The sequence below is a fragment of the uncultured Chitinibacter sp. genome (assembly GCF_945957625.1).
Lineage (GTDB): Bacteria > Pseudomonadota > Gammaproteobacteria > Burkholderiales > Chitinibacteraceae > Chitinibacter > Chitinibacter tainanensis.
In genome coordinates this window covers 612,049-634,891 of sequence record NZ_CAMFLP010000001.1, presented here as the reverse complement: position 1 = coordinate 634,891, position 22,843 = coordinate 612,049, and the positions used below count along the sequence as shown (strand labels likewise).

Here is a 22,843-nt window from a genome sequence, read left to right as displayed (position 1 = left end):
ACTGATCATGAATGACTCAGCCATGTCTCGACCTGCCCAAGCTGGGTATGATTGGTAAGATCAATCTGCAACGGGGTTACAGACACATACCCCGCCTCGACAGCGGCAAAATCAGTGCCATCGCTGGCATCGGCCACCTTGCCGATGGGCCCCACCCACCAGATGGTATCGCCCCGCGGATTTGCGCTGCGGATCACCGGTGCAGATTTGTGGCGGCGCCCAAGACGAGTGATGCGAATGCCACGCAATTGCTCATAGGGCAGATCAGGGACATTCACATTCAGTAAGATTGGGCCAGTTAATGGCTTGGCTTTAAAACGCTGCACCAACTCGCGGGCGATTTTGGCGGCGGTTTCAAAATGCTGGGGGTTGTGCGAAGCCAGTGAAATGGCCATGGCCGGAATGCCTAGCAAAAACCCTTCCGTGGCGGCGGCGACGGTACCGGAATAAATCGTATCGTCGCCCATATTGGGGCCATGGTTGATGCCGGACACTACCATGTCGGGTAGTTCATCCATCAGCCCGGTGGCGGCCAGATGTACGCAATCGGTGGGCGTGCCGTTGACGTAATGAAAGCCTGATGGTGCAACCCGTACTTGCAAAGGGCGATCCAGGGTGAGGGAGTTGCTCGCGCCGCTGCGATCACGTTCGGGCGCACAAACTAAGGCGTCGCCTTCCTCGCCCAACGCCATGGCCAAAGCGGCGATGCCTGGGGCGAAATAACCATCATCATTACTTAACAGAAAACGCATCAAAACCTCTCTCTTGATCGCATTCTAATATGATCCGGACATGCCGCAAACAAGCGCCTTATTGCCGTTGCAGCCGTGTAGCACCTGCCCAGATCCCTGCCAGCACGATAATCAGCATCCCCAAGAGCGAGAGGCCGTTGCCTGCCTCGCCCCACCACAGCCAGGTAAACAAGGTAGAAAACACCACGGTGAGATAGGCAAGGCTCACCACCACCAGCGAACGCCCTTTGCGATAGGCGCGGGTCATGGCCAGTTGGGCGAGCGTGGCGGCGATGCCCATGGCCAGCAAAATGCCGGCTTCGTGCCAGTTGGGCAGATGCAAGGGCTGACTTTGTAGCAGCATCCATGCCCCGGCCCCTACGGTTGAAACCAGCGAGAAATAAAACACCGTCCGCCACTCGGGCTCGCCGCTTTTGCCTAGTTCACTCACGCCCAGATAGGCAATGCTCGCCAGCATCCCCGAGCCCAGCCCCATTAGCCCGGCCAGCCACGCCCGACTATTGAGGGTGGGTTGCAAGAGTAGCGTTACCCCCAAAAAACCCAACCCCACACTTGCGGCCTGCTGCCACTGTGGCCAGGCGCGCCGATGCAGACTCAAGACCAGCACAAAGAAAATGGGCGAGGTGTAATTGAGCGTGACTGCGGTTGCCAGTGGTAGGTGGCCGATGGCGTAGAAATACAGCATTAGCGCCAAAAAGCCGGAAATACTACGCGTTAAATGCAGGCGTAGCTGAGGGCCGGCCACTTTTAGCGTTTGCCCTTGCGGCAGCACCACGGCGGCAATGCCTAGCAAGCCGGCTGCGCAGCGATAAAACACCAGCTCCGCGGTGCTAAATTGGGCGCTACCCAATTTAACAAAAACACCCATGATGGCAAATGACAGGCCGGCGAGCACCATCCAGAATGGGCCGGATTGTTTACAGCGTTCAATTAAAGACAAAATACATCCTGGGGTATGTGCCTGAGACGATCAAATGATCGAGCTTTGCAGGCAATACCCTATAAAGCAACAAGGCAGCTTGCGCTGCCTTGTTGGGGTTAAGCTTACTTCGCTAAGCGGTCGATGGCCTCGCCCAGCTCCCGGCGCAGGAACTGATGAAAATGCCGCATGCCATCTTCCATTGGGCTTTGATAAGGCCCAACTTCATTGCGGCCAGCCTTAAACAGCGCGGTACGGCCTGCTTCCATCCGGTTGATGATTTCCACATCTTCCACCGCCGTTTCGGCGTAGGCGGCCTGCTCGGCGGCGACAAACTCCGGCTCGAAGTAGGCAATGTCTTCTGGGTAATAAAATTCCACCACGTTTTTATAGCTACGTGGCCCGGTTGGAATAATGGTAGAGATTACCAAAGTATGCGGATACCACTCCACCGTGATATTGGGGTAGTAAGTTAGCCAGATCGCGCCATATTTTGGGTTTTTGCCTGCTTCATAGCGTTTAACCTGCTTGCTCCACTCGTCATAAATTTTCGAGCCGGGGCGCGATAATTCGTGATGCACGCCTACTGTTTGCACCGAATACCAGTCACCAAATTCCCAGTTCAGCTCATTGCATTCCACAAAGCGGCCCAGCCCAGGGTGAAATGGCACCACGTGGTAGTCTTCCAGATACACCTCGATAAAGGTTTTCCAGTTACCTTGGTATTCATCTACCTGCACGCTGTGCAAGACATACTTGGAAAAATCCAAGTCTTTGCGCACGCCGAGGTTTTTCAAGTCGCCCTCGATGTCGCGGCCATTGTTTTCAAACAGCAGGCCATTCCAGTGCGTTAGCTCGGTTTGCGGTAGATGCAGACACGGGTTGGCGCTAAAGTGCGGCGCGCCGACCAATTGGCCATGCTGATCGTAAGTCCAGCGATGCAGCGGGCAGACCGTATGGCTGGCATTGCCACGCCCGCTGAGCATTTCGGCTTGGCGATGGCGGCACACATTGGAAAAGAGTTTCACGCCTTGGTCGGTGCGTTTCAGGTAACGCGCACCGTGCGACGATTCGAGGACGTGATAGTCATTCAGATTGGGCACCATCAGTTCGTGGCCAATATAGCGTGGGCCTTGTGCGAACAGGGTTTCCATTTCGAGCTGATACAGCTGCTCATCAAAATAGGCGGCAACTGGCAGCGGTGAAGTTAAATCCAGCTCGGCCATTTTACGTGCAATGGCGTTGGTAGCTGTAGCCAGATTGGACATGTCCAATACCCCCTGGGCTAGAAGGTCTTGCCACTTTGTGCAGTCAAAATGCGCTGCAACGATGGGTGGGCAAGCCATCAAATCAATCAATTGCCAAAGTAGCGCGGCTACTTCAGCCCGAAAAGGCGGCGATTATTGCAGATTTTTTATTCCGAGGCAATTTTTCGCCGTTTTTGTCTTAATATTGAAGACCTTAACTAAGTCATGCCGACAAAAACGCCACCCGAAGGTGGCGTTGCGCAGAGTGGGCGGTCTTAGCCGGCATTCACCGGAATTTTGCCAATCTTCGCTTGCCACTCCTTCGGTGCGATGGCGTGCACAGAAGTTCCCGAAGAATCCACCGCCACGGTCACTGGCATATCTACTACTTCAAATTCGTAGATTGCTTCCATGCCCAAATCGGCAAAGCCGACGACTTGGCTGGCTTTAATGGCCTTTGAGACCAGATAGGCTGCGCCACCTACGGCCATCAAATACACCGATTGATGTTTTTTGATCGACTCACAGGCCGCTGGGCCGCGCTCGGCTTTACCAATCATGCCCAGCAAGCCCGTTTGCTCGAGCACTTGATCGGTAAATTTATCCATCCGCGTAGCGGTGGTTGGGCCCGCGGGGCCGACCACTTCATCGCGTACTGGATCAACCGGGCCCACGTAATAGATAAAGCGATTGGTGAAATCCACGGGCAATTGCTCGCCTTTATTGAGCATATCGACGATGCGCTTATGCGCCGCATCGCGACCGGTGAGCATTTTGCCGTTCAACAGCAGCGTTTGGCCGGGTTTCCAGTTGGCTACATCTGCACGGGTTACGGTGTTGAGGTCCACGCGGGTGGCTGCAGCAGATGGTGTCCAAGTGACGGCTGGCCAGTCTTCGAGTTTGGGCGCTTCCAGCTCGGCCGGGCCTGAGCCATCCAGGATAAAGTGCACATGGCGTGTGGCGGCACAGTTTGGAATCATTGCCACCGGCAGGCTGGCAGCATGGGTTGGGTAGTCTTTGATTTTTACGTCCAGCACGGTGGCCAAGCCACCCAGGCCTTGCGCGCCGATCCCCAGCGCATTCACTTTTTCGTACAGCTCGATACGCAGTTCTTCAACCCGATTTTGCGGGCCGCGGGCGATCAGCTCATGGATATCGATTTCTTCCATCAACGCTTCTTTGGCCATCACCATGGCTTTTTCGGCCGTGCCGCCGATACCGATGCCGAGCATGCCGGGTGGGCACCAGCCCGCGCCCATCAACGGCACGGTTTTCAGCACCCAATCCACAATCGAATCCGATGGATTGAGCATCACGAATTTGGTTTTGTTTTCCGAGCCGCCGCCTTTGGCCGCGATATCGACTTCAACGGTATTGCCCGGCACGATTTCATAGTGAATTACGGCCGGGGTGTTGTCTTTGGTGTTTTTGCGCCCGCCAGCTGGGTCCATCAAGATTGAGGCGCGCAGCTTGTTATCGGGGTGCAGATAAGCCCGGCGTACGCCTTCATTGATCATATCGGTGACCGACATGGTAGCGCCTTCCCACTGCACATCCATCCCAACCCGCACAAAACAGGTGACGATGCCGGTATCTTGGCAAATCGGGCGATGGCCTTCGGCACACATGCGGCTATTGGTCAGAATTTGCGCAATAGCGTCTTTCGCGGCAGGGCTTTCTTCCAGCTCGTAGGCGCGGCCCAAGGCCTGAATGTAGTCTTTGGGGTGGTAGTAGCTGATGTATTGCAGGCTGTCGGCGATACTGGCGATCAGATCGTCCTGGCGAATCTTGCTCATCGTGGTGACTCCAAGGATAGGTTCTTGTTTTGCGGTAGCGTGTTATGGCGCGATTGTAGCAAAATTGCCGCTTTGACCGACACTTTCCCGGTGAACAGGTACCCAAAATGCCGCTGCGCGACGCAATTACTGCTTATCTGGCTAGCCAGCCCGTCTTTTCTTCGGCGGGGCTGACCCCCTGGTATTGGCAAGAACACCGGTTGGGTTGGCTAGAGGCGCCGACACTGGCCTTTTTAACTAGCTGGTCACCCCATTTTCAACTACAAGCCGGCCAGTTGCGGCTTGACTGCAGCGAGTCTGAGGTGCAGGCGCTGCTTGATGAGGCGGCGTTGGCGTTGCGCGCGGCGGGCCTCATCAAAGTGTGGCGCAACGAGCGCTACAGCGTGCACCCGCTACTCGCTGACGATGCGCCAGATTTAGGTACGGCCCTATTTACCCTCGAGCGCGGTGCGTTTCGGCGGCTGGGTTTGTGTAGTCAGGCGGCGCATATCAATGGCCGTACGGTCAATGGCGATTATTGGCTAGGCCGGCGCGCTTCTACCAAGGGTATAGACCCCAATCGCTTAGATAATCTGGCTGCTGGCGGTATACCCCATGATGAATCACCAGGCGAGTGCGTGATCCGCGAGCTGGGTGAGGAAGCAGGCATCGCCCCTGCCTTGGCCGCCCAAGCCATCCCGACCGCTACGCTACGCACCCTGCGTAACGAAAGCGATGGCACGCACCATGAGGTGCTGTATTGCTACGATCTCGTCGTGCCCGAAGGCGTGACCCCCAATAATCAGGATGGCGAAGTGGCCGGTTTTCAGCGGTTTAGCGCTGCCGACACGATCGCGCGGCTGCCAGAAATGACCTGGGATGCTGGCCTCGTCACGGCGCATAGCTTGCTGGCGGCGCAGGAAAATGAGGCGTGCTAATTATTGCCTGCTTCCCCCTATTCGTTGTGGGGGCATTTTTGCTATAATCGCGCTAAGTTATTGATCTGGCCGGCTTTTGTCGCGGCCTACAACCTCGCCCTTGCGAGGTTTTTTATTTGGGAAATCAAGATGCTAAAAGCGCCTGAATTACTGCTGCCGGCCGGTACGCTAGACCGGATGCGTGCCGCTTATGATTTTGGTGCTGATGCGGTGTATGCCGGTCAGCCCCGTTACAGCCTGCGGGCACGGAATAACGATTTTGGCCTCGAAGAAATCGGGGTCGGGATTGCCGAGGCGCACGCTCGGGGCAAGAAATTCTTTGTGGCCAGCAATATTCTGCCGCACAACGCCAAAGTCAAAACCTATCTGGCGGATATGGAACCGGTGATCGCGATGAAACCGGATGCCCTGATCATGGCCGACCCGGGTTTGATTATGATGGTGCGCGAAAAATGGCCGGAGCAAGTGATTCACTTGTCGGTGCAAGCCAATACCGTGAACTACGCCGGGGTGAAATTCTGGCAATCGTTGGGCTTGGAGCGCGTGATTTTGTCGCGCGAGCTGAGCCTGGATGAAGTTGAAGAAATACGCCAACTGTGCCCGGACATGGAACTGGAAGTCTTTGTGCACGGGGCGCTGTGTATTGCGTATTCGGGCCGTTGCTTGCTCTCGGGCTATTTTAATCATCGTGACCCGAATCAAGGCACCTGTACCAATGCTTGCCGCTGGGATTACAAAACCCATGACACCGTGACTGATGACGCTGGTGATGTCGCGCCAAAAGCGCAGGTGATTCAGTTTGATTTCAATCAAGCAATGAGCGACGCCAATCAGAGCTTTGCCGCCTGCGGTGGCGCCGAACGTCACCCGCTGGCCGATAAAACCTATCTGATCGAAGAAGGTAATCGCCCGGGTGAGTTGATGCCGATTATGGAAGACGAGCACGGCACCTACATCATGAACAGCAAAGACTTGCGTGCGCTGGAGCATGTGGAGCGGCTGGTTAAAATTGGCGTCGATTCGCTGAAAATCGAAGGCCGTACCAAATCACTCTATTACGTGGCGCGCACGGCGCAGGTTTACCGGCAAGCAATTGATGATGCGGTGGCCGGTCGTCCATTTAATCCGGCTCTGCTCGCCGATCTGGAAGGCTTGGCCAATCGTGGTTACACCGATGGTTTCTATCAGCGTCACCACACGCACGAATACCAGAACTATATGGATGGTCATTCCAAAGCCAAACGTAGCCAGTTTGTGGGTGAAATCGTGAGCATCGAAGATGGCTGGGCGCGCATCGAAGTGAAAAACAAATTTTCGCTCGGTGACACGCTGGAAGTGATCCACCCCAGTGGCAATATCAATGTGCAAGTAGAAGCTATGCGTGACAAGCGCGGCAATGCCATCGAAGTAGCGCCAGGTAATGGCATTCAGGTGCAAATTCCGCTGGCCGCCCAGTACGATAAAGCCCTACTTGCTCGCTTGTTTTAAGCGCAGCCCCTACTGCTAGCCTGACGGCGAGCCAATAAAAAAGCCATCCAGCCCCTGTCGATCAGGGCTGGATGGCTTTTTAACTTTAGCACTCTGTAAAAGCAATATACCCATCCAGGGTATTGCCCTGAGTGCTATGAATTGATTAGGTTCTTTGGCAATACCACCTGCACGATCAGGCCTGATGGGTCAGCATCCAGCAGCTCTACCGTGCCGTCATGCCGCTCGACAATTTCTTTCACAATCGCCATCCCCAAGCCACAGCCATTGCCGGTTTGCTCGCGGCGGAAGAAACGCTCGAATACCCGCTGCTTATCCGCATCGGGAATGCCGGGGCCATTGTCTTCTACATCTACCACGTATTGAGTTGGGGTCTCGGTCAGACGTACCGTCACGCTGCCATCGCGCGGAATATATTTAATGGCATTTTCGACCAGATTGATAAATAGCTCGCGCAGCAGCGCAGAGTTACCTTCAATCCACGCCTCATTCACAAGGCAATCGCATCCCAGATCAATCCTTGCCGCCAAAGCCCGTGGTACCAACTCACTGGTCAGGTCGCGGATAATCCGCGCCAAATCCATTTTCACCTTCGGAATGCCATTAAGGCTACCCGGCTCAGAGCGGGCCAGCGTGAGCAGCTGATTCACTAAGTGAATACTGCGGGTGGCGCTGGTGTGGACCATATTCAGCCGCTCGCGCAGCCCTTCCGGGCTGTTTTCACGCATGGCGAGCTCGGTTTGCGATTTTAGGCCCGCTAAGGGGGTGCGCAGTTGATGTGCCGCATCGGCAATAAAGCGCCGCTGCCGGTTCATACTTTCTTCGGTGCTGGTCAGTAGCTGATTCAATGCGCTGGAGAGTGCTTCGAGCTCTTCCGGTGCATTGGGCAAGACCAAGGGTGATAAGTCTTGTGGTTGGCGGGTTTCTACCATTTGCTTTAAGGTCAGCAATGGCTTAAGGCTATTTTTAATGCCATACCAGATCAAAATGCTAATCAGCAGCAAAATGGCGATCAGGGGCAAGGCAATGCGCAGCATAAACGCATGCAGGGCATCGATCTGGCTATCTAGGGATTTGGCAATTTCGATTTGCCAACCCGGGTGTTGGCCGGAAGGCGGGATATTGGCATGCAGTACCCGATAAGCATGATGCTGAACGCTGTGATCAAAAAGGCGCTGCTGAGCTTGTGCGCTCGGGTGGCTATCAAAGGCTTGCAGTGGGGTATTGATGGCCTGCTGATGATCGATTAGCGCGGCAAAATGAAAATGCTCAGGCTGACTTAATGCCAGCAATTGGGTTGTGCGCTGCCGGATCAGGCCCGCAGTCAGCTCATTGCCCTGCTGTACATCCTGTTGCAGCGTTTTGGTGAGCTCGATTTGAAATCGTGCCAGCGTGGCATCGTTGTTATCGGTCAGGTAATGAAACGAGACAAAATAAATGACCGCCGCCGCCGCCAGCCACAAGGCCAGCAACGGCAAAACGGTCCATAAAACGATACGACGTTGCAGTGAACGCTTAGTTAGCAGCATCCGTAGCCAGAGGTTGTTGTTTCTCGAGGAGGTAGCCCAGACCACGGATGGTGCGGATCACTACACCGCATGGTTCCAGTTTTTTACGTAGGCGGTGTACATACACCTCGATGGCGTTCAGACCTACTTCCGCGTTCTCGTTGCCCAGCTCGCTCACGATCTGTTCTTTGGTCACCACGCGGTCGATATTGGACATCAGGATTTCCAGCACGGTCAGTTCACGCGCAGACAGATCTAGTGGCGAATCATTGCACCAAGCGCGCTGGCCGGCACGATCCAGACGCAGATTGCCCAGTTGCTGCACAGATTGCGGCAGAATTTGGCTACGGCGCAGCAAGGCGCGCAGGCGGGCTTCCAGCTCAGAGAATTCAAATGGTTTGGTCAGATAATCATCGGCACCGGCATCCAGACCGGCTACGCGCTCATCCAGGCCATCCAGCGCAGTCAGAATCAGGATAGGCAGCGACGGTTTGTGCTGGCGAACGTTTTTCAGCACTGTCAGGCCATCCATATTGGGCAGACCGATATCCAGCACTACCGCGTCGTAGTCATTGTGCAGCAAGATTTGCAGCGCCAGCGCGCCATCGTTCACACAATCACATTGGAATTCAGCTTGCGACAAGCTAGTTTTCAGCGCGTCGGCCAGAATCAGATCATCTTCAGCCAGGAACAGTCGAGTCGCCATTTCAGCTTCCTCATTTTTGTAAGAATAAACTTACCGCAGAGTTTAGCGGTTATTTCGCCAAAGCCCAAGATCATTTTTGTAAGAATAAATCCTTACTTAATCTATCTCTTTGTTCTAGTGCATTTTTTTCATTTTTGGCAAAATGACCGTTTGTCAGCCAGCTTGTCAGCTCGCGCTCAATCAGCTCCGAAAGACCACTAATCCAGGCTGGATGATCGTTTAAACACGGGATAAACCGGTATTCACCACCGCCGTGCTGCAGAAAATCGGCTTTGCCTTCCATGGCAATTTCTTCCAGTGTTTCCAGGCAATCAGCCACAAAACCGGGGCAAATAACATCTAGCTTGCCAGTTTGGGCTTTGGCCAGTCGGGTGAGCTCGTCGGTGGTGTAGGGTTTAAGCCATTCAGCTTTCCCAAAGCGTGATTGAAACGCGATTGTGTATTGGGTTTTATCTAGCTGCAGCGCTTCAGCGAGTAAGCGTCCGGTTTTCTGGGCGTGGCAGAAATACGGATCACCTTTGTCGAGCGTGTAGCGTGGCACGCCATGAAAACTCATCAATAGATGTTCTCCGCGGCCATTTTGCTGCCAGTGTTCCCGAACGCGTTGAGCTAGCGCATTGATGTAGGCTGCTTCATCGTAAAACGGGGCCAGCATTTTCAGCGTGGGCATAAAGCGGGTTTGTTGCAGTACCCTGCTCACCTCATCGAACACACTGGCGGTCGTACTGGCGGCATACTGCGGATACAGGGGCACCACCAGCAGATGCTGGCAGTTTTGCGCTTTCAAGGCTTGGATTTGGCTCGCAATCGATGGGTTGCCGTAGCGCATGGCATAGTCGACCACCAGCTGCCCGCGGTGACGCTCGCCCAGCAGGCCTTTCACCAGTTGAGCCTGACGTTCAGTCCACACCCGCAGGGGTGAGCCTTCTTTTTGCCAGATGCTGGCGTATTTGGCCGCGCTCTTGGCGGGGCGAATATTTAAAATAATGCCGTTGAGAATCAACCACCAAATTGGTCGGGGGATTTCGACCACGCGCGGATCAGATAAAAACTGCTTCAGATAGGGGCGAACAGCTTTGGCCGTAGGCGCATCCGGGGAGCCCAGATTCACCAGCAAAACGCCGATCTTGGATGGATTGCGGTGGGCAAATTCAGGTTCAGGCAAATAACGGGACATAACCGAGCTTTGGGTGCAATGAAAGTGCCCTCATTCTACCCAAGGCCAGCTTTTCCTGCATTTTTACCCAAACTAGCAGCAGAAACTTTAACCGTCGTCAGCTTCAAGGCAGCCACTCTTGCTACAATAAGCTTTTTTCACTACCCCTGTTTCTGAGGAAGCTATGGCCAAACTGTTTATCGAAGACTTGGATCTTGCCGGCAAGCGCGTGCTGATGCGCGTGGACTTTAACGTGCCAGTGAAAAATGGTGTAGTGGAAAGCGATAAGCGCATTCGCGCCGCGCTGCCAACCATCCGCTACGCGCTGGATCAAGGCGCTTCGGTTGTACTGATGTCGCATCTGGGTCGTCCAAACGGTCAGAAAGTCGAAAAATATAGCTTGGCGCCTGTAGCTAAACGCCTGGAAGAGCTGCTGGGCAAGCCAGTACAGTTTCTGGCTGACTGCGTCGGCCCTGAAGTAGAAGCCGCTTGCGCGACGCTGGCTGCGGGTAGCGTGGTGTTGCTAGAAAACGTGCGTTTCCATATCGCCGAAGAAGGCAAAGCCAAAGATGCCGATGGCAACAGCGTGAAAGCTGAGCCTGCGCAAGTGGCCGCCTTCCGCGCCAGCCTGTCAAAACTGGGCGATGTATTTATTAATGATGCGTTTGGTACTGCCCACCGCGCACATTCGTCGATGGTGGGCGTTGAGCTGCCACGCGCGGCCGGCTACCTGCTGAAAAAAGAGCTGGATTTCCTCGGCGAAGCCGTGAACAACCCGGTACGCCCACTGGTGGCCATCATCGGCGGCTCGAAAATCTCGGGCAAAATCGATGTGATTCAAGCGCTGCTGCCTAAAGTGGACAAGCTGATCATCGGCGGCGGCATGGCCTTTACCTTCCTCAAAGCTCAAGGCCTAGAAATCGGCAAATCACTGTGTGAAAACGACAAAGTTGATCTGGCACGAGATTTGATGGCGCAAGCGGGTGACAAATTAGTATTGCCAAGCGATACCATGGTGACACGCGCACTGAATTTTGATGCTCGCACCTTAGATGGTCTGGTAGAAGTACCGTCTACTGCGATTCCTGCCGACCAAGAAGGCGTGGATATTGGCTCTGCAACGCGCGCTGCGTACGCTGATATCATCAAATCAGCCAAAACTGTCCTGTGGAACGGCCCAATGGGTGTATTCGAGATCGACGCATCTGCGGCAGGTACTTTCGCCGTGGCGCACGCCCTGGTGGATGCTACTGCCAATGGCGCGATCACCGTTGTGGGTGGTGGTGATTCTGTTGCGGCAGTTGAAAAAGCAGGTCTGGAAGACAAAGTATCGCATGTGTCGACTGGTGGCGGTGCATCGCTCGAATTCCTGGAAGGCAAGGCGCTGCCAGGCGTAGAAGCACTGAGCGAAAAATAAGCCGTCCCAGGCTGTTGCTCGCACAATAAAAAACCTCGCTGCGGCGAGGTTATTTATTGGCATTGCATTTGGATGCTGAATATTGCGGCGGAGGTATATTTCTGTAGCTCTTATTAATTATGCTTCAGGGGCTGATACCCCCTTAACAGCAAAATATACCTTGCGCTCGAAACTGCTCGCGGACCCGATGCACCACAGCTTGGCTCGGTGGCTGGGTGTCGGCCAATTCATATTTCAGCCCTAGCTCTGCCCATTTGTTCTCACCCATTTTGTGAAATGGCAGTACTTCGACTCGCTCCAGCACATTTGGATATTGGCGTGACATGTCACCGAGATAATCGGCTAAAGCCTGCACATCTGCTTCATCATCCGACCACCCCGGCACCAGCACATAACGGAGCCAGATTTTTTTGCCCATTTTAAACAGGCGCTGGGCAAAATCGAGCGTAGGTTGCAGTGGTTTACCCGTAAGGGCCTCGTATTTCTCTGGGTTCATTTGCTTGATGTCGAGCAAGACCAAATCGATATTGTCGAAATAGTCATCCGGCAAATGCGCCGCCAGAAAGCCCTGGGTATCCAGTGCGGTATGGATGCGTAAATCTTGTTTGGCGCGGCGGAAAATCTCGCCGATAAAATGCGCCTGCATCAGCGGCTCGCCACCTGAAATCGTCAGGCCACCGGCTACTCGCAAAAAACTCGCGTATTTGCCAATCTCGGCCACGATGTCATCCACTGTCCATTGCTTGCCGGTATGCAGCTTCCAGGTGTCGGGGTTGTGGCAATACAGGCAGCGAAACTGACAGCCCGATACAAACAGCGCAAAGCGCATGCCGGGGCCATCAACCGCGGCGCCGGTTTCGATGGAATGAACATAGCCATATTGCCGCCCTTCGGCATCGAAGGCCGGTGCGATAATTTCACCTAGGGGTTTATTGGCTTCCATATGGGTACTCGCGGCAAAAAATGATGCAAAAAAAACGGATCGCGCCCGGCGATCCGTTGGGGGTTACTCCGGATTGTAGCTTAACACTGCTCGTGGAATGTCCGATTGATGACATCCAGCTGCTGCTCGCGAGTCAGTTTCACAAAATTCACGGCATAGCCTGAAACGCGGATAGTGAGCTGCGGATATTTGTCCGGGTTTTCCATCGCATCGAGCAGGGTTTCTTTGTTCAGCACGTTCATATTCAGATGAAATAACTGGGCCATGATTTCTCCTTGTGGGGTATAGGCTACAAAGCTTTGATACGCTTTGCTGAGCTGGCGATACACGGGTGGTGTATCGCCAAGCTGGGTTTAGCACTTCGCGTGGAAAGTCCGGTTAATCACGTCCAGCTGCTGTTCGCGGGTCAGTTTGACAAAGTTCACGGCATAGCCTGAAACGCGGATAGTCAGCTGCGGATAGTTCTCTGGGTGTTCCATCGCATCCAGGAGCGTGTCTTTATTCAGCACGTTCATATTCAGGTGGAACAACTGATCCGGGCCTTCTTCCAGCTCGGCCAGTGCTTGGTCTACGCGTTCCGCGCTTTGGCAAGTTGGGCACTCATCGCCGTGCGGACCAAACAGACCATCGATCGACGCAGCCAGGGTTTTGACGCGATCGCTGGCATTGTGACCCAGCGCATCTGGCGTCATAGACGCAGTCCAAGACACCCCATCCAGTGCTGATTCGTACGGGATTTTCGACACGGAGAAGCCCGCAGCCACAAAGCCATTTTTATCGCGGCCATTCATCGGGTTTGCACCTGGTGAGAACGGCGCGCCGGCACGACGGCCATCTGGCGTGTTACCGGTTTTCTTGCCGTAGACCACGTTTGAAGTGATGGTCAGTACCGATTGCGTTGGCATCGAGTCACGGTAGAACACCGGCTGGGCTTTGATTTTGTCCATGAACGTGGTCGACAGCCACACCGCAATATCATCAGCGCGATCGTCGTTGTTACCGTAGGCTGGGTATTCACCTTCAATTACATAATCAACCGCCAGACCGGCTTCGTTACGTTTGATATGCACTTTGGCGTGTTTCACGGCGGACAGCGAATCGGCCGCCACTGACAGGCCGGCAATCCCGCAGGCCATCGTGCGCAGGATATCGCGGTCGTGCAGCGCCATTTCGATCCGCTCGTAAGCGTATTTGTCGTGCATATAGTGGATGCAATTGAGTGCAGTGACGTAGGTTTTGGCCAGCCAATCGAGCATTTTGTCGTATTTGGCCATCAGCTCGTCGTAATTGAGCACGTCGCCTGTAATTGGCTCAAAGCCTTTGGCTACCAGCTTGCCGGTTTTCTCGTCCACACCGCCGTTGATCGCGTAAAGCATGGCTTTGGCCAGATTGACCCGAGCGCCAAAAAACTGCATTTGTTTACCCACGCGCATCGCGGATACGCAGCAGGCGATGGCGTAGTCATCACCCCATTTTGGCCGCATCAAGTCATCGTTTTCGTACTGAATCGCCGAAGTGTCGATCGATACTTTTGCGCAGAATTCTTTAAAGCCTTGTGGGAATGACGTTGACCACAGTACGGTCAGATTAGGCTCTGGCGCTGGACCGAGGTTGTACAGGGTGTTGAGTACACGGAAGCTTGATTTGGTGACCAAAGTACGGCCATCTTCGCTCATACCGCCGATTGATTCAGTCACCCAAGTTGGGTCACCTGAGAACAGATCATCGTATTCTGGGGTGCGCAGGAAACGTACGATCCGCAGCTTCATTACCAGATGGTCGATGTATTCCTGGGCTTGCGATTCGGTAATGCGCCCTTCTTTGATATCGCGTTCGAAGTAAATATCGAGGAAAGTCGAAATCCGACCGATCGACATTGCCGCACCGTTTTGCTCTTTTACTGCAGCAAGGTAACCAAAGTACAGCCATTGCACCGCCTCTTGCGCTGTGGCGGCTGGGCGGCTCAGATCAAAGCCATATTTTTTGGCCATGACTTTCAATTCATTCAGCGCTTTGATTTGCTCGGCCAATTCTTCACGCAGGCGAATCACGTTTTCGCTGAATGCAACATCATCGAGCTCGGCTTTTTCGCGTTTTTTGTCGGCAATCAGAAAATCTACGCCATACAGCGCCACGCGGCGATAGTCACCGATAATCCGGCCGCGGCCATATGAATCTGGCAAACCGGTAATCACGCCTGAGCTACGGCAGGCCATGATTTCGGGAGTGTAGGCATCAAATACAGCGTTGTTATGGTCTTTGCGGTAGTTGGTGTAAATCTCTTCGATTTGCGGGTTCATTTCGAAGTGATACGCTTTCAGGCCGTTTTGCACCATGCGCAAACCGCCATTAGGCATAATCGCGCGGCGCAGTGGCGCGTCGGTTTGCAGACCAACGATGGTTTCCAGGTCTTTATTGATATAACCGGCATCGTGGGCGGTGATGGTTGAGCCAAACTGGGCGGATACTTCCAGCACGCCGCGTTTACGCTCTTCTTTCAGCAAGGCTGACAGTTCATTCCACAATTGGGTCGTACGTTCAGTCGGCCCCGCCAAGAATTGATCATCCCCTTCGTATGGGGTGTAGTTAGCCTGAATGAAATCACGTACAGCAACTTGCTGTTGCCACTCGCCGGCGGCAAACCCGCGCCAGGCGTCCAGTTGTGATTGATCCAGAGCTTTATCGATTGGGGCGTTCATGAGTATCTCCTTGTGGCGATGTCGGCTGGACATCCTGTGCCAAAACCGCTTTTGGCTGTTCTACCGCTGTTCGGCAAACGTCGTTCAGGCATCGGCCGATACAAAAAAATTACATCCAATTATGCTAATCACCACGCCAGCGGAAAAAATTGATCTGGATCAGTTTCTAGCCGGTGTTGTAATGATTTGCTTGCTACATACTCGATTCCTGACTGACATTCGGGTTTGGGTATTCCGAATGCATGAAAATATTCTATGCCTTTCCCGCACAAGCGGATATTCATTTTTGGCATTTTGGCCGGTTAATATTTACAGCGCAGATTAGCGGTCGATGCCGGGGTTTTTTGCTTTAAATCAATCATCCATATCTTGATGTTCGAATAAGGCTGGGCCCACTTGCACGATGGGCGTTTGCGGGTATAGCCGGTTATACAGCGCTTCTAATTCGGCGGGGCTAAGCTGTTCTAGCTGGGCGCTGATGGCGCTAATGACACTGCTGCGGGGCATAGACATGGGGCATTCCTCCAGATTGGTTTACCCCAGCCTAGTCAACTTTGACGCCAGCGCGAGTAGCAGCGGATGAACAGCAAGCCCAGCGCGGCGCCGAGCGCGTTGGCAAGCATGTCGTGCGGATCAAAGCTGCGATTAGGGGTGAACGATTGTGCGATCTCGACCAAGACCCCCATCGTCGCAGTAAAGAGCCACACTCTTAGGGTATATGGCCAAAGCCTATATGCCAGAATGGCTAGCGTGGCATACCCTATGAAGTGCTGAATTTTGTCGCCCTGATCGACCACTTGCGGCGCGGCAGGCCCTAATGATCCTACCCAAATGGCCAGCGTCCACAGCGCAAATAGGCTCTGTTTTGTGCGCGGATGTTGCCAATACCACCAAAATGCTTGCATGTACTTCACCTTATTTTTTGGCGCTGCGCAGCAAAATAAGCACCGCTCCGGCGCTGCCGAGCTGCGGGCTGGCTTGAGTGTAGGCCAGCACTTCATCGCGCTGCGCGAGCCAGTTTTTAAGCTTCAGTTTCAAAATGGGTTGGCCGGCAGGAGAGCTCAGACCTTTGCCATGAATAATGCGCACACATTTCAAACGCCGCGCCACGCTCTGGCTCAAAAACTGCGCGACTTTGGGGCGAGCGCTATCAATGTTTTCACCATGCAGATCCAATTCACTCTCCACCGGCCAATCGCCACGCCGCAGTTTTCGGATCGTTTCTACGCGCAAGCCGGGGCGCACAAAATGCAGGCTTTCGCCCGGCTCTAGCTCATCCCAAGGCCAGAAGTCGCTCATGTCAGCGATGACTTCAGTAAGCCCAGCCGCTTGTTGCCGTGGCCAGGGGCTAGGATGCCGTGGCGGATGCTGAATATACTGCTGCGCTAATGGTTGCACCCCCTGCATGGCGCGGGCAAATAATTCGGCCTCGCTTGGTTTGGGCGGGCTAATGGGGGTGGCTTTGGCACTACGCAGATTTTTGCGCAGTTGTTTTAATTGCTCGATTGTTTTTTTATCCATGGCTAGTGGCCAACTGAACGATATAATTGAAGCATCGATTTGGGAGAAAGCCGAAATTGACGCAGGATAAAGTCCGTCTGGACAAATGGCTGTGGGCCGCACGTTTTTTTAAAACCCGCTCTTTGGCGGTGCAAGCGATTGCTGCCGGGCATGTTAACGTGAATGGCGAACGGGCAAAACCATCGCGTAGCCTGAAAGCAGCGGAAACCCTCGAAATACGCACCGAGCATGGGCGCTTTGTGGTGCAAGTGCTGGCGCTGAGCGAACAGCGTCGCGCAGCCGAGCTGGCCCGCACTTTGTATGCAGAAACCGCTGAGAGTATTGCGCAGCGTGAACGTGAGCAATTTATGCGCGCGATGCAACCGCAGTTTGATCACGCCCATATCAAAGGTCGGCCCACGAAAAAAATGCGCCGCGAACTCAATCAACTTTACCAACAAGAATAAGACCGAGACCTGTTCATGTCTGCCACCCCTCGCCTGATTTATTTTGTGGCGCCGAATCAAGACACGCTGGCCAAAATTGGCGCCCAGCTGGCATTTTTCGGCTTTGATTACCGGGTGTTTGATCGCAATAGCGCCCTGCTGGCTGCGATGCACAGTGCGCAACCCTTCGCCGTTGTGCTGGATGAGCATGGGCTAAACGATTTTAGCGCCCTGCAGTGCCTGCCCTTAATCCGCCGCTTGTTTGAGGGGCCGATTTTCCTCGCCTCATTTGCGCTAGATATCGTCAAACAGCTGGAGTTTTTGCGCGCGGGGGTTACTGATTTTTTTGAGTATCCGCTTAATATTCAGGCGCTGATTGATCGGCTTGATCATCATGATGAGCAGCGTAACCCACCGCCCTACCGTATTTTGCTGGTAGATGATTCGGAAATGGTGGCCAAGTGGGCGCAATCGGTGCTGCATGGCGCGGGCATGGTGGTGAAGCATCTGGCCGATCCTTTGCAAATTTTGAAGCGACTGGAAGCCGATCAGCCGGATATTTTGCTACTCGATGTCTATATGCCGCAGTGCCATGGCGATGAAATTGCCAAGGTGATTCGTCAGCACCCGCAGTTTGATTCGATTCCGATTGTGTTTCTTTCGACCGAAACCCACCGGGGCCGCCAACTGATGGCGCGCAGCATGGGCGGCGATGACTTTCTCGTCAAGAATATGGAGCCCGACGAACTCATCGCTGCCGTCAGCATCACGGTTGAGCGTTACCGCACTCTGCGCCGCTGGATGACCCGCGATAGCCTTACGGGTTTACTCAATCACACCAATCTAATCGACGCACTCGGCCGGGAAGTCGCGCGGGCCAGCAAAGAATCGCGCCAGCTCTCTTATTCCATGATCGATATTGATCATTTCAAGCGCATTAACGATCAGTATGGCCACTCGGTGGGTGATCTGGTGATCAAGAGTTTGTCGCGCTTGTTGAAGGAATTTAGCCCCAATGCCGAGCTGGTTGGCCGTTATGGCGGGGAAGAGTTTGCCGTAATTTGGCGCGACCACACGCTAATCAAAGCCGCCCAGCGTACGGATGAATTGCGCGAGCGCTTTAATGCCCTGCTCCAGTGCGGCCATGATGCGCAGTTTGTGGCCTCGCTCAGCGCCGGTGTAGCCCAGCTGATTGATGGTATGAGTGCCCAAAATCTCATCGATGCCGCCGATCAGGCACTGTATGAAGCCAAAGCCGCAGGCCGCAATCAAGTTGGCCTCGCCAAACGCTAGTTTTCAGGAATTTGCATGACTATTCATTATCAAGTGCGCCCGCAAGACATTGGCGCGCATGTGTTTGCCGTTCAACTTGAGATTGCGCACCCAGATCCCGCTGGCCAGCAGCTGCAACTCCCCGTTTGGATTCCTGGCAGTTATCTCATCCGTGAATTCGCCCGCAATGTGGTGCAGATACAGGCTCATGGCGTCCAGCCGGATGGCCATTTAGTGCCATTGCGCGTACAAAAGCTGAATAAATCGAGCTGGCAAGTGGCGCAATTTGCCGGGGCGATTCAGATTAATTACGAAGTGTATGCCTTTGATTTATCGGTGCGCGGAGCGTATCTGGATCAGACGCGGGCGTTTTTTAACGGCACCAGTGTTTGCTTGCAAGTGCTCGGTGCAGAGCAGCAAGCCCATCAGCTGAGCCTCGCCGCCGCCAGCTGGCCCGCTGCCGATTGGCAGGTGGCCACTGGCTTAACGGCCATCACCGTGGATACACAAGGTTTTGGCCGCTATCAGGCGGCAAACTATGACGAACTGATTGATTGTCCGGTAGAGATCGCGCCATTTAGTGATGTGCGCTTTACCGCTTGCGGGGTGCCACATCGCTTGGTGATTAGCGGCCGCCATCAGGGGGATTTAGCACGTTTGGCGCAAGACCTAAAAGCCATCTGTGAGTATCAGATTCGTCTTTTCGGTGAGCCCGCACCGTTTAACGATTACACCTTTATGACGGTGGCCGTTGGGGATGGTTACGGTGGCTTAGAGCACCGTAATTCGACCGCCTTGATTTGCTCGCGCGGCGATTTGCCCAAAATGGGCGAGACCGAACAAAGCACCGGCTATCGGCAGTTTTTGGGCCTGTGTAGCCATGAATATTTCCATAGCTGGAATGTAAAGCGCATTAAACCTGCGGTCTTTGCCCCGTATGATTTGCAGCAGGAAAACTATACGCGCTTGCTGTGGGCCTTTGAGGGCATCACTTCCTACTACGACGATTTAACGCTACTGCGTACTGGGCTGATAGATTGGACGCAATATCTACAATTGCTGGCACAAACGGCAACGCAGGTTGAGCGGGGGTATGGCGCCCAACGTCAGACACTGGAAGACTCCAGCTTAGATACCTGGGTGAAGTATTATCGGCAAGATGAAAATGCGCCCAATGAGCTGGTGAGCTATTACACCAAAGGCGCGCTGGTGGCATTGTGTTTAGATATGCATATTCGCCAGCACACCCACAATCAGCGCTCGCTGGATGATGTAATGCAACTCTTGTGGGCTCGCTTTGGCCGCGACTTTGAGCACAAAGGTGTTGGCGTTGGCGAAGCGCAGTGGGAAGCGCTGGCTTGCGAGGCCAGCGGCCTTGATTTAAGCGCATTTTTCGACCGTGCCTTGCGCTCTACGCAGCCCTTGCCATTAGCCGAAAGCCTTGCCTATCTGGGCATCGACAGCCAATGCCGTCCGGCGCTCAATGCGCAAGATAAAGGCGGCTGGCAGGATGGTCTCATCGAAAAACTGAGCTGGGGTGTGCGCTACAGCGCCGATCCAGCTGGGATCAAACTCACGCACGTTCTGCGCGGCGAAGCCGCCGCCACGGCAGGCTTAGCGGCTGGAGATGTGATTGTGGCCGTTGATCACCTACGGGTGAATGCGGCGCAATTTGATGGTTTGCAGCAGGCCTTTACCGCCAACACACCGGTGCAGATTCATGCTTTTCGGCGGGATGAATTGCTGCAATTGACCTTGCTGCCGCAAAAAGCCCGTTGTGACACTTGGGGCTTTAGATTGAAATCAGAGTTGGGTCAAGCTGAAGAAATAAATCGCAATGCCTTTGTAATTAAGTAATTGCGCAGCGCAGCAGATTGGGCTAGAACAAAGCAGTTTTCAATTTCTAGCCCCTGTTGCCCGCATGGCTGCATTCACGCTCGAACGTTTACGCAGTGCCCGTGCCAAGGTTTTATTGGTGCTGCTATCGCTTAATCTGCTGATTAGCGTCGTTCTTACCTTCAGTATTTACAAGCAGCTAAGCGAAGCATTATTTGCCGAGCTAGATGGCCGTTTGCAAACTGCGGCCGCGGCCATTCCTTATATCCTGCCACCGGCTTACATCGATCAGGCTTTGGCCAAGCCTCCCGTACTATTAGGCGATTACGTCGGTCATGCCCGGCAAATGGCCCAATTTGCCCAGCAAAGCGGCTTGCGTTACGTTTATCTTTTGGCGCTGATTAATGGCCGGGTAGTCTATCTGGCGGATTCGGCCCCCGAAATCGAGCTGGCAGCCGGGAAATTTGGTCACTTTATGCAGCCGTATGCCGATCATGATGGTCGGGTGCGCAATACGTTACTGAGTCGAGAAAATTATCGCGGGGTATTGCATGATGCCTATGGTGATTTTCGCTCCATTCTTTTGTTTCGAACGGCAGCAGATGGTACTCCCTATCTGCTGGGGGCCGACATGGAGCAGCAGCAGGTGCAATCCCAGCTGTGGTGGGTGGGCGCAAAAACCATTGGACTTGGCTTGGCCTTGCTGATTATCGGCAGTGCTTTGAGCTGGTTACTGGCCTCAAGGCTAACTGCCCCGTTGCGGCATTTTAGTCATGCGGTGCAGCGTTTCACCCTTGGCGAGTTTGATATCCGGATGCCGGTCCATTCGTACGATGAGCTGGGCAATCTGGCGACAGCATTTAATGCGATGGGCGACGCCATCCACGCACGGGAACACTTACTCAAGCAGCTGGCGTTTGTTGATCGCATTACCGGGCTGGCCAATCGCACCCGCTTTGTTGAAGAAATCGACGCCGATATCCGCCATGGCAAAGGTAGTTTTGCGGTAGTACTACTGAATCTTGCCGATTTTCATTATGTGAACGATTGCTTTGGCTTTGCCGAGGGTGACAATGTGCTGCGCACGGTGGCGGATCGGCTGCAGCAAATGCAGCCTAATGTCGTGCGCCAAATTGGCCGAGTGTCTGGGAATGATTTTCTACTGCAAATCCCTTTCACCAATAGCATTCAGCTGAATGAAATGATTGTGTATATCGAGCAGAGCATTTCGGCGGCGATCGCCATCGATGAGCATCGCCTCAATCTCGCCATGCGTTTTGGCCTCAGCTGCCATCCATTGCATGCGACCGATGCCGAAGCTTTGCTTCGGCAGGCTGAAATTGCGCTGTTTAGCGCCAAAGAGCACTGCCAACTGTGCGTGTGTTATGACCCCAGCCGTGAAGTGGATCGGCAAAATCAGTTCCGGCTGATGGGGGATTTGCGCGAAGCCATCGATCATAATCAGCTTGTGCTGCATTTTCAGCCCAAGCTGAATATGCAAAGCACACAAGTGCACTCGGTAGAGGCGCTGGTTCGCTGGCAACATCCACAACGCGGCTGGATCCCTCCCGGCGCGTTTATTGCCTTTGCCGAGCAATCGGGCAAGCTGCGGCTGATTACTGAATGGGTGATTAAAGCTGCGCTAGCGCAACAAGTAGCCTGGCAGGCGCAAGGCCTAGATTGGTGTATTTCGGTGAATGTAGGGGTGGCGGATGTGGAAGACCCACTGTTTATCGATTTCATCGAGACACAAATTCGCTATTGCCCTGCGCCGGTTAATCTGTGCCTAGAGATCACCGAAACCGGGGTTATGCGCCATGCTGATCAGCTGCTACAAAATTTACTGCGCCTGCGCCAGCTGGGGGTAAAGATTTCAATGGATGATTTCGGTACCGGTTATTCTTCGTTTGCATATCTGGCCAAAATGCCAATTAATGAGCTCAAGATCGACCAGAGTTTTGTGATGTCGATGAGTCATACTTTTGAGAGCATCTCGATCGTGAGCTCGATGATTGAGCTTGGCCATATTTTGGGCTTAACCGTGGTGGCCGAGGGGGTTGAAACCTTGAGCTGTTGGCAAGCTCTATCGGTGATGGGCTGTGATGAGGTGCAGGGTTATTTCATCGCCAAGCCGATGGCCGCCGAGGCACTCTTTGCCTGGCAGCAAGAACAATTACCGCTGCTAAATCTAACCGCCATGCCAAACATGAGCCAGCAAGCCCGCTAGCGCGGTATACTGCG

Annotated in this window: 20 protein-coding genes; 7 read left to right on the top strand and 13 right to left on the bottom strand. The window is 53.9% G+C overall.

Going from position 1 to position 22,843, the window contains the following annotated elements; genetic code table 11:
• Positions 1-5: 5 nt before the first annotated feature.
• From surE to QV747_RS02875, 4 genes are all read right to left on the bottom strand, one after another.
• Positions 6-752 carry a 5'/3'-nucleotidase SurE gene (gene surE, locus QV747_RS02890; protein WP_273428975.1) on the bottom strand — a complete coding sequence of 249 codons (747 nt, stop codon included), beginning with the start codon at positions 750-752 and terminating at the stop codon, positions 6-8.
• Positions 753-810: 58 nt separating this feature from the next.
• Entirely contained in the window at positions 811-1,692 is an 882-nt protein-coding gene (locus QV747_RS02885; protein WP_273428974.1) for a DMT family transporter, read from the bottom strand.
• 104 nt (positions 1,693-1,796) lie between these two features.
• On the bottom strand, positions 1,797-2,939 hold the full coding sequence (locus QV747_RS02880; protein WP_273428972.1) for an aromatic ring-hydroxylating dioxygenase subunit alpha: 1,143 nt from the start codon (positions 2,937-2,939) through the stop codon (positions 1,797-1,799).
• 254 nt (positions 2,940-3,193) lie between these two features.
• Complete coding sequence (locus tag QV747_RS02875) at positions 3,194-4,714, bottom strand: fumarate hydratase (protein ID WP_273428971.1); 1,521 nt, start codon at positions 4,712-4,714, stop codon at positions 3,194-3,196.
• A gap of 107 nt (positions 4,715-4,821) precedes the next feature.
• Here QV747_RS02875 and QV747_RS02870 point away from each other — a divergent pair, with 107 nt between their 5' ends.
• Both QV747_RS02870 and yegQ read left to right on the top strand, forming a co-directional pair.
• Positions 4,822-5,631: a DUF4743 domain-containing protein gene (locus tag QV747_RS02870; protein ID WP_273428969.1), complete on the top strand. Its 810-nt coding sequence runs from the start codon at positions 4,822-4,824 to the stop codon at positions 5,629-5,631.
• A 129-nt stretch (positions 5,632-5,760) separates the two neighbouring features.
• The gene (yegQ, locus tag QV747_RS02865) at positions 5,761-7,119 is read left to right on the top strand and encodes a tRNA 5-hydroxyuridine modification protein YegQ (RefSeq protein WP_273428967.1); all 1,359 of its coding nucleotides are present in this window, start codon (positions 5,761-5,763) and stop codon (positions 7,117-7,119) included.
• Between the two features lie 134 nt (positions 7,120-7,253).
• Here yegQ and QV747_RS02860 read toward each other — a convergent pair whose 3' ends face one another.
• From QV747_RS02860 to hemH, 3 genes are all read right to left on the bottom strand, one after another.
• Positions 7,254-8,648, bottom strand: coding sequence for a HAMP domain-containing sensor histidine kinase (locus tag QV747_RS02860; RefSeq protein ID WP_273428965.1), 1,395 nt, complete (start codon positions 8,646-8,648; stop codon positions 7,254-7,256).
• A complete protein-coding gene (locus tag QV747_RS02855; protein ID WP_028449520.1) occupies positions 8,635-9,333 on the bottom strand; it encodes a response regulator transcription factor in 699 nt (232 codons plus the stop codon). Before QV747_RS02855 ends, QV747_RS02860 begins: the two co-directional genes overlap by 14 nt.
• Positions 9,334-9,403: 70 nt before the next feature.
• Positions 9,404-10,510: a ferrochelatase gene (gene hemH, locus QV747_RS02850; RefSeq protein WP_273428963.1), complete on the bottom strand. Its 1,107-nt coding sequence runs from the start codon at positions 10,508-10,510 to the stop codon at positions 9,404-9,406.
• A gap of 163 nt (positions 10,511-10,673) precedes the next feature.
• On the opposite strand from hemH, the gene pgk reads away from it, so the two are divergent.
• Positions 10,674-11,906, top strand: a complete 1,233-nt coding sequence (gene pgk / locus QV747_RS02845) for a phosphoglycerate kinase (RefSeq protein WP_273428961.1) — start codon at positions 10,674-10,676, stop codon at positions 11,904-11,906.
• 142 nt (positions 11,907-12,048) lie between these two features.
• Here the strand turns inward: pgk and pflA are convergent, their stop codons facing one another.
• The 6 genes from pflA to QV747_RS02815 form a co-directional block, all read right to left on the bottom strand.
• Entirely contained in the window at positions 12,049-12,849 is an 801-nt protein-coding gene (pflA, locus tag QV747_RS02840) for a pyruvate formate-lyase-activating protein (protein WP_273428959.1), read from the bottom strand.
• 80 nt (positions 12,850-12,929) lie between these two features.
• On the bottom strand, positions 12,930-13,178 hold the full coding sequence (locus tag QV747_RS02835; protein ID WP_273428957.1) for a glycine radical domain-containing protein: 249 nt from the start codon (positions 13,176-13,178) through the stop codon (positions 12,930-12,932).
• 24 nt (positions 13,179-13,202) lie between these two features.
• Positions 13,203-15,548, bottom strand: a complete 2,346-nt coding sequence (gene pflB / locus QV747_RS02830) for a formate C-acetyltransferase (protein ID WP_273428955.1) — start codon at positions 15,546-15,548, stop codon at positions 13,203-13,205.
• Positions 15,549-15,902: 354 nt separating this feature from the next.
• Positions 15,903-16,061 (bottom strand): hypothetical protein, encoded by a 159-nt coding sequence (locus QV747_RS02825; protein ID WP_156128972.1) that lies wholly within the window; start codon positions 16,059-16,061, stop codon positions 15,903-15,905.
• 35 nt (positions 16,062-16,096) lie between these two features.
• Positions 16,097-16,453 carry a VanZ family protein gene (locus QV747_RS02820; protein WP_273428952.1) on the bottom strand — a complete coding sequence of 119 codons (357 nt, stop codon included), beginning with the start codon at positions 16,451-16,453 and terminating at the stop codon, positions 16,097-16,099.
• 10 nt (positions 16,454-16,463) lie between these two features.
• Entirely contained in the window at positions 16,464-17,069 is a 606-nt protein-coding gene (locus QV747_RS02815) for a Smr/MutS family protein (RefSeq protein WP_273428950.1), read from the bottom strand.
• Between the two features lie 56 nt (positions 17,070-17,125).
• Here QV747_RS02815 and QV747_RS02810 point away from each other — a divergent pair, with 56 nt between their 5' ends.
• The 4 genes from QV747_RS02810 (at position 17,126) to QV747_RS02795 (ending at position 22,829) form a co-directional block, all read left to right on the top strand.
• Positions 17,126-17,515: an RNA-binding S4 domain-containing protein gene (locus tag QV747_RS02810; RefSeq protein ID WP_273428948.1), complete on the top strand. Its 390-nt coding sequence runs from the start codon at positions 17,126-17,128 to the stop codon at positions 17,513-17,515.
• Positions 17,516-17,530: 15 nt separating this feature from the next.
• Complete coding sequence (locus QV747_RS02805) at positions 17,531-18,787, top strand: diguanylate cyclase (RefSeq protein ID WP_273428946.1); 1,257 nt, start codon at positions 17,531-17,533, stop codon at positions 18,785-18,787.
• 15 nt (positions 18,788-18,802) lie between these two features.
• Positions 18,803-20,623: a M61 family metallopeptidase gene (locus tag QV747_RS02800; RefSeq protein WP_273428944.1), complete on the top strand. Its 1,821-nt coding sequence runs from the start codon at positions 18,803-18,805 to the stop codon at positions 20,621-20,623.
• 64 nt (positions 20,624-20,687) lie between these two features.
• Positions 20,688-22,829, top strand: coding sequence for a bifunctional diguanylate cyclase/phosphodiesterase (locus QV747_RS02795; RefSeq protein ID WP_273428942.1), 2,142 nt, complete (start codon positions 20,688-20,690; stop codon positions 22,827-22,829).
• Positions 22,830-22,843 lie beyond the last annotated feature (14 nt).

Excerpts from the sequence above, each read along its gene's own strand:
- surE (WP_273428975.1), bottom strand. The coding sequence starts at position 752 with ATGCGTTTTCTGTTAAGTAATGATGATGGTTATTTCGCCCCAGGCATC.
- pflA (WP_273428959.1), bottom strand. The coding sequence starts at position 12,849 with ATGGAAGCCAATAAACCCCTAGGTGAAATTATCGCACCGGCCTTCGAT.
- yegQ (WP_273428967.1), top strand. The coding sequence starts at position 5,761 with ATGCTAAAAGCGCCTGAATTACTGCTGCCGGCCGGTACGCTAGACCGG.
- QV747_RS02880 (WP_273428972.1), bottom strand. The coding sequence starts at position 2,939 with ATGTCCAATCTGGCTACAGCTACCAACGCCATTGCACGTAAAATGGCC.
- QV747_RS02800 (WP_273428944.1), top strand. The coding sequence starts at position 18,803 with ATGACTATTCATTATCAAGTGCGCCCGCAAGACATTGGCGCGCATGTG.
- QV747_RS02805 (WP_273428946.1), top strand. The coding sequence starts at position 17,531 with ATGTCTGCCACCCCTCGCCTGATTTATTTTGTGGCGCCGAATCAAGAC.
- QV747_RS02825 (WP_156128972.1), bottom strand. The coding sequence starts at position 16,061 with ATGTCTATGCCCCGCAGCAGTGTCATTAGCGCCATCAGCGCCCAGCTA.
- QV747_RS02860 (WP_273428965.1), bottom strand. The coding sequence starts at position 8,648 with ATGCTGCTAACTAAGCGTTCACTGCAACGTCGTATCGTTTTATGGACC.
- pgk (WP_273428961.1), top strand. The coding sequence starts at position 10,674 with ATGGCCAAACTGTTTATCGAAGACTTGGATCTTGCCGGCAAGCGCGTG.
- QV747_RS02815 (WP_273428950.1), bottom strand. The coding sequence starts at position 17,069 with ATGGATAAAAAAACAATCGAGCAATTAAAACAACTGCGCAAAAATCTG.
- QV747_RS02820 (WP_273428952.1), bottom strand. The coding sequence starts at position 16,453 with ATGCAAGCATTTTGGTGGTATTGGCAACATCCGCGCACAAAACAGAGC.
- QV747_RS02875 (WP_273428971.1), bottom strand. The coding sequence starts at position 4,714 with ATGAGCAAGATTCGCCAGGACGATCTGATCGCCAGTATCGCCGACAGC.
- hemH (WP_273428963.1), bottom strand. The coding sequence starts at position 10,510 with ATGTCCCGTTATTTGCCTGAACCTGAATTTGCCCACCGCAATCCATCC.
- QV747_RS02855 (WP_028449520.1), bottom strand. The coding sequence starts at position 9,333 with ATGGCGACTCGACTGTTCCTGGCTGAAGATGATCTGATTCTGGCCGAC.
- QV747_RS02870 (WP_273428969.1), top strand. The coding sequence starts at position 4,822 with ATGCCGCTGCGCGACGCAATTACTGCTTATCTGGCTAGCCAGCCCGTC.
- pflB (WP_273428955.1), bottom strand. The coding sequence starts at position 15,548 with ATGAACGCCCCAATCGATAAAGCTCTGGATCAATCACAACTGGACGCC.
- QV747_RS02795 (WP_273428942.1), top strand. The coding sequence starts at position 20,688 with ATGGCTGCATTCACGCTCGAACGTTTACGCAGTGCCCGTGCCAAGGTT.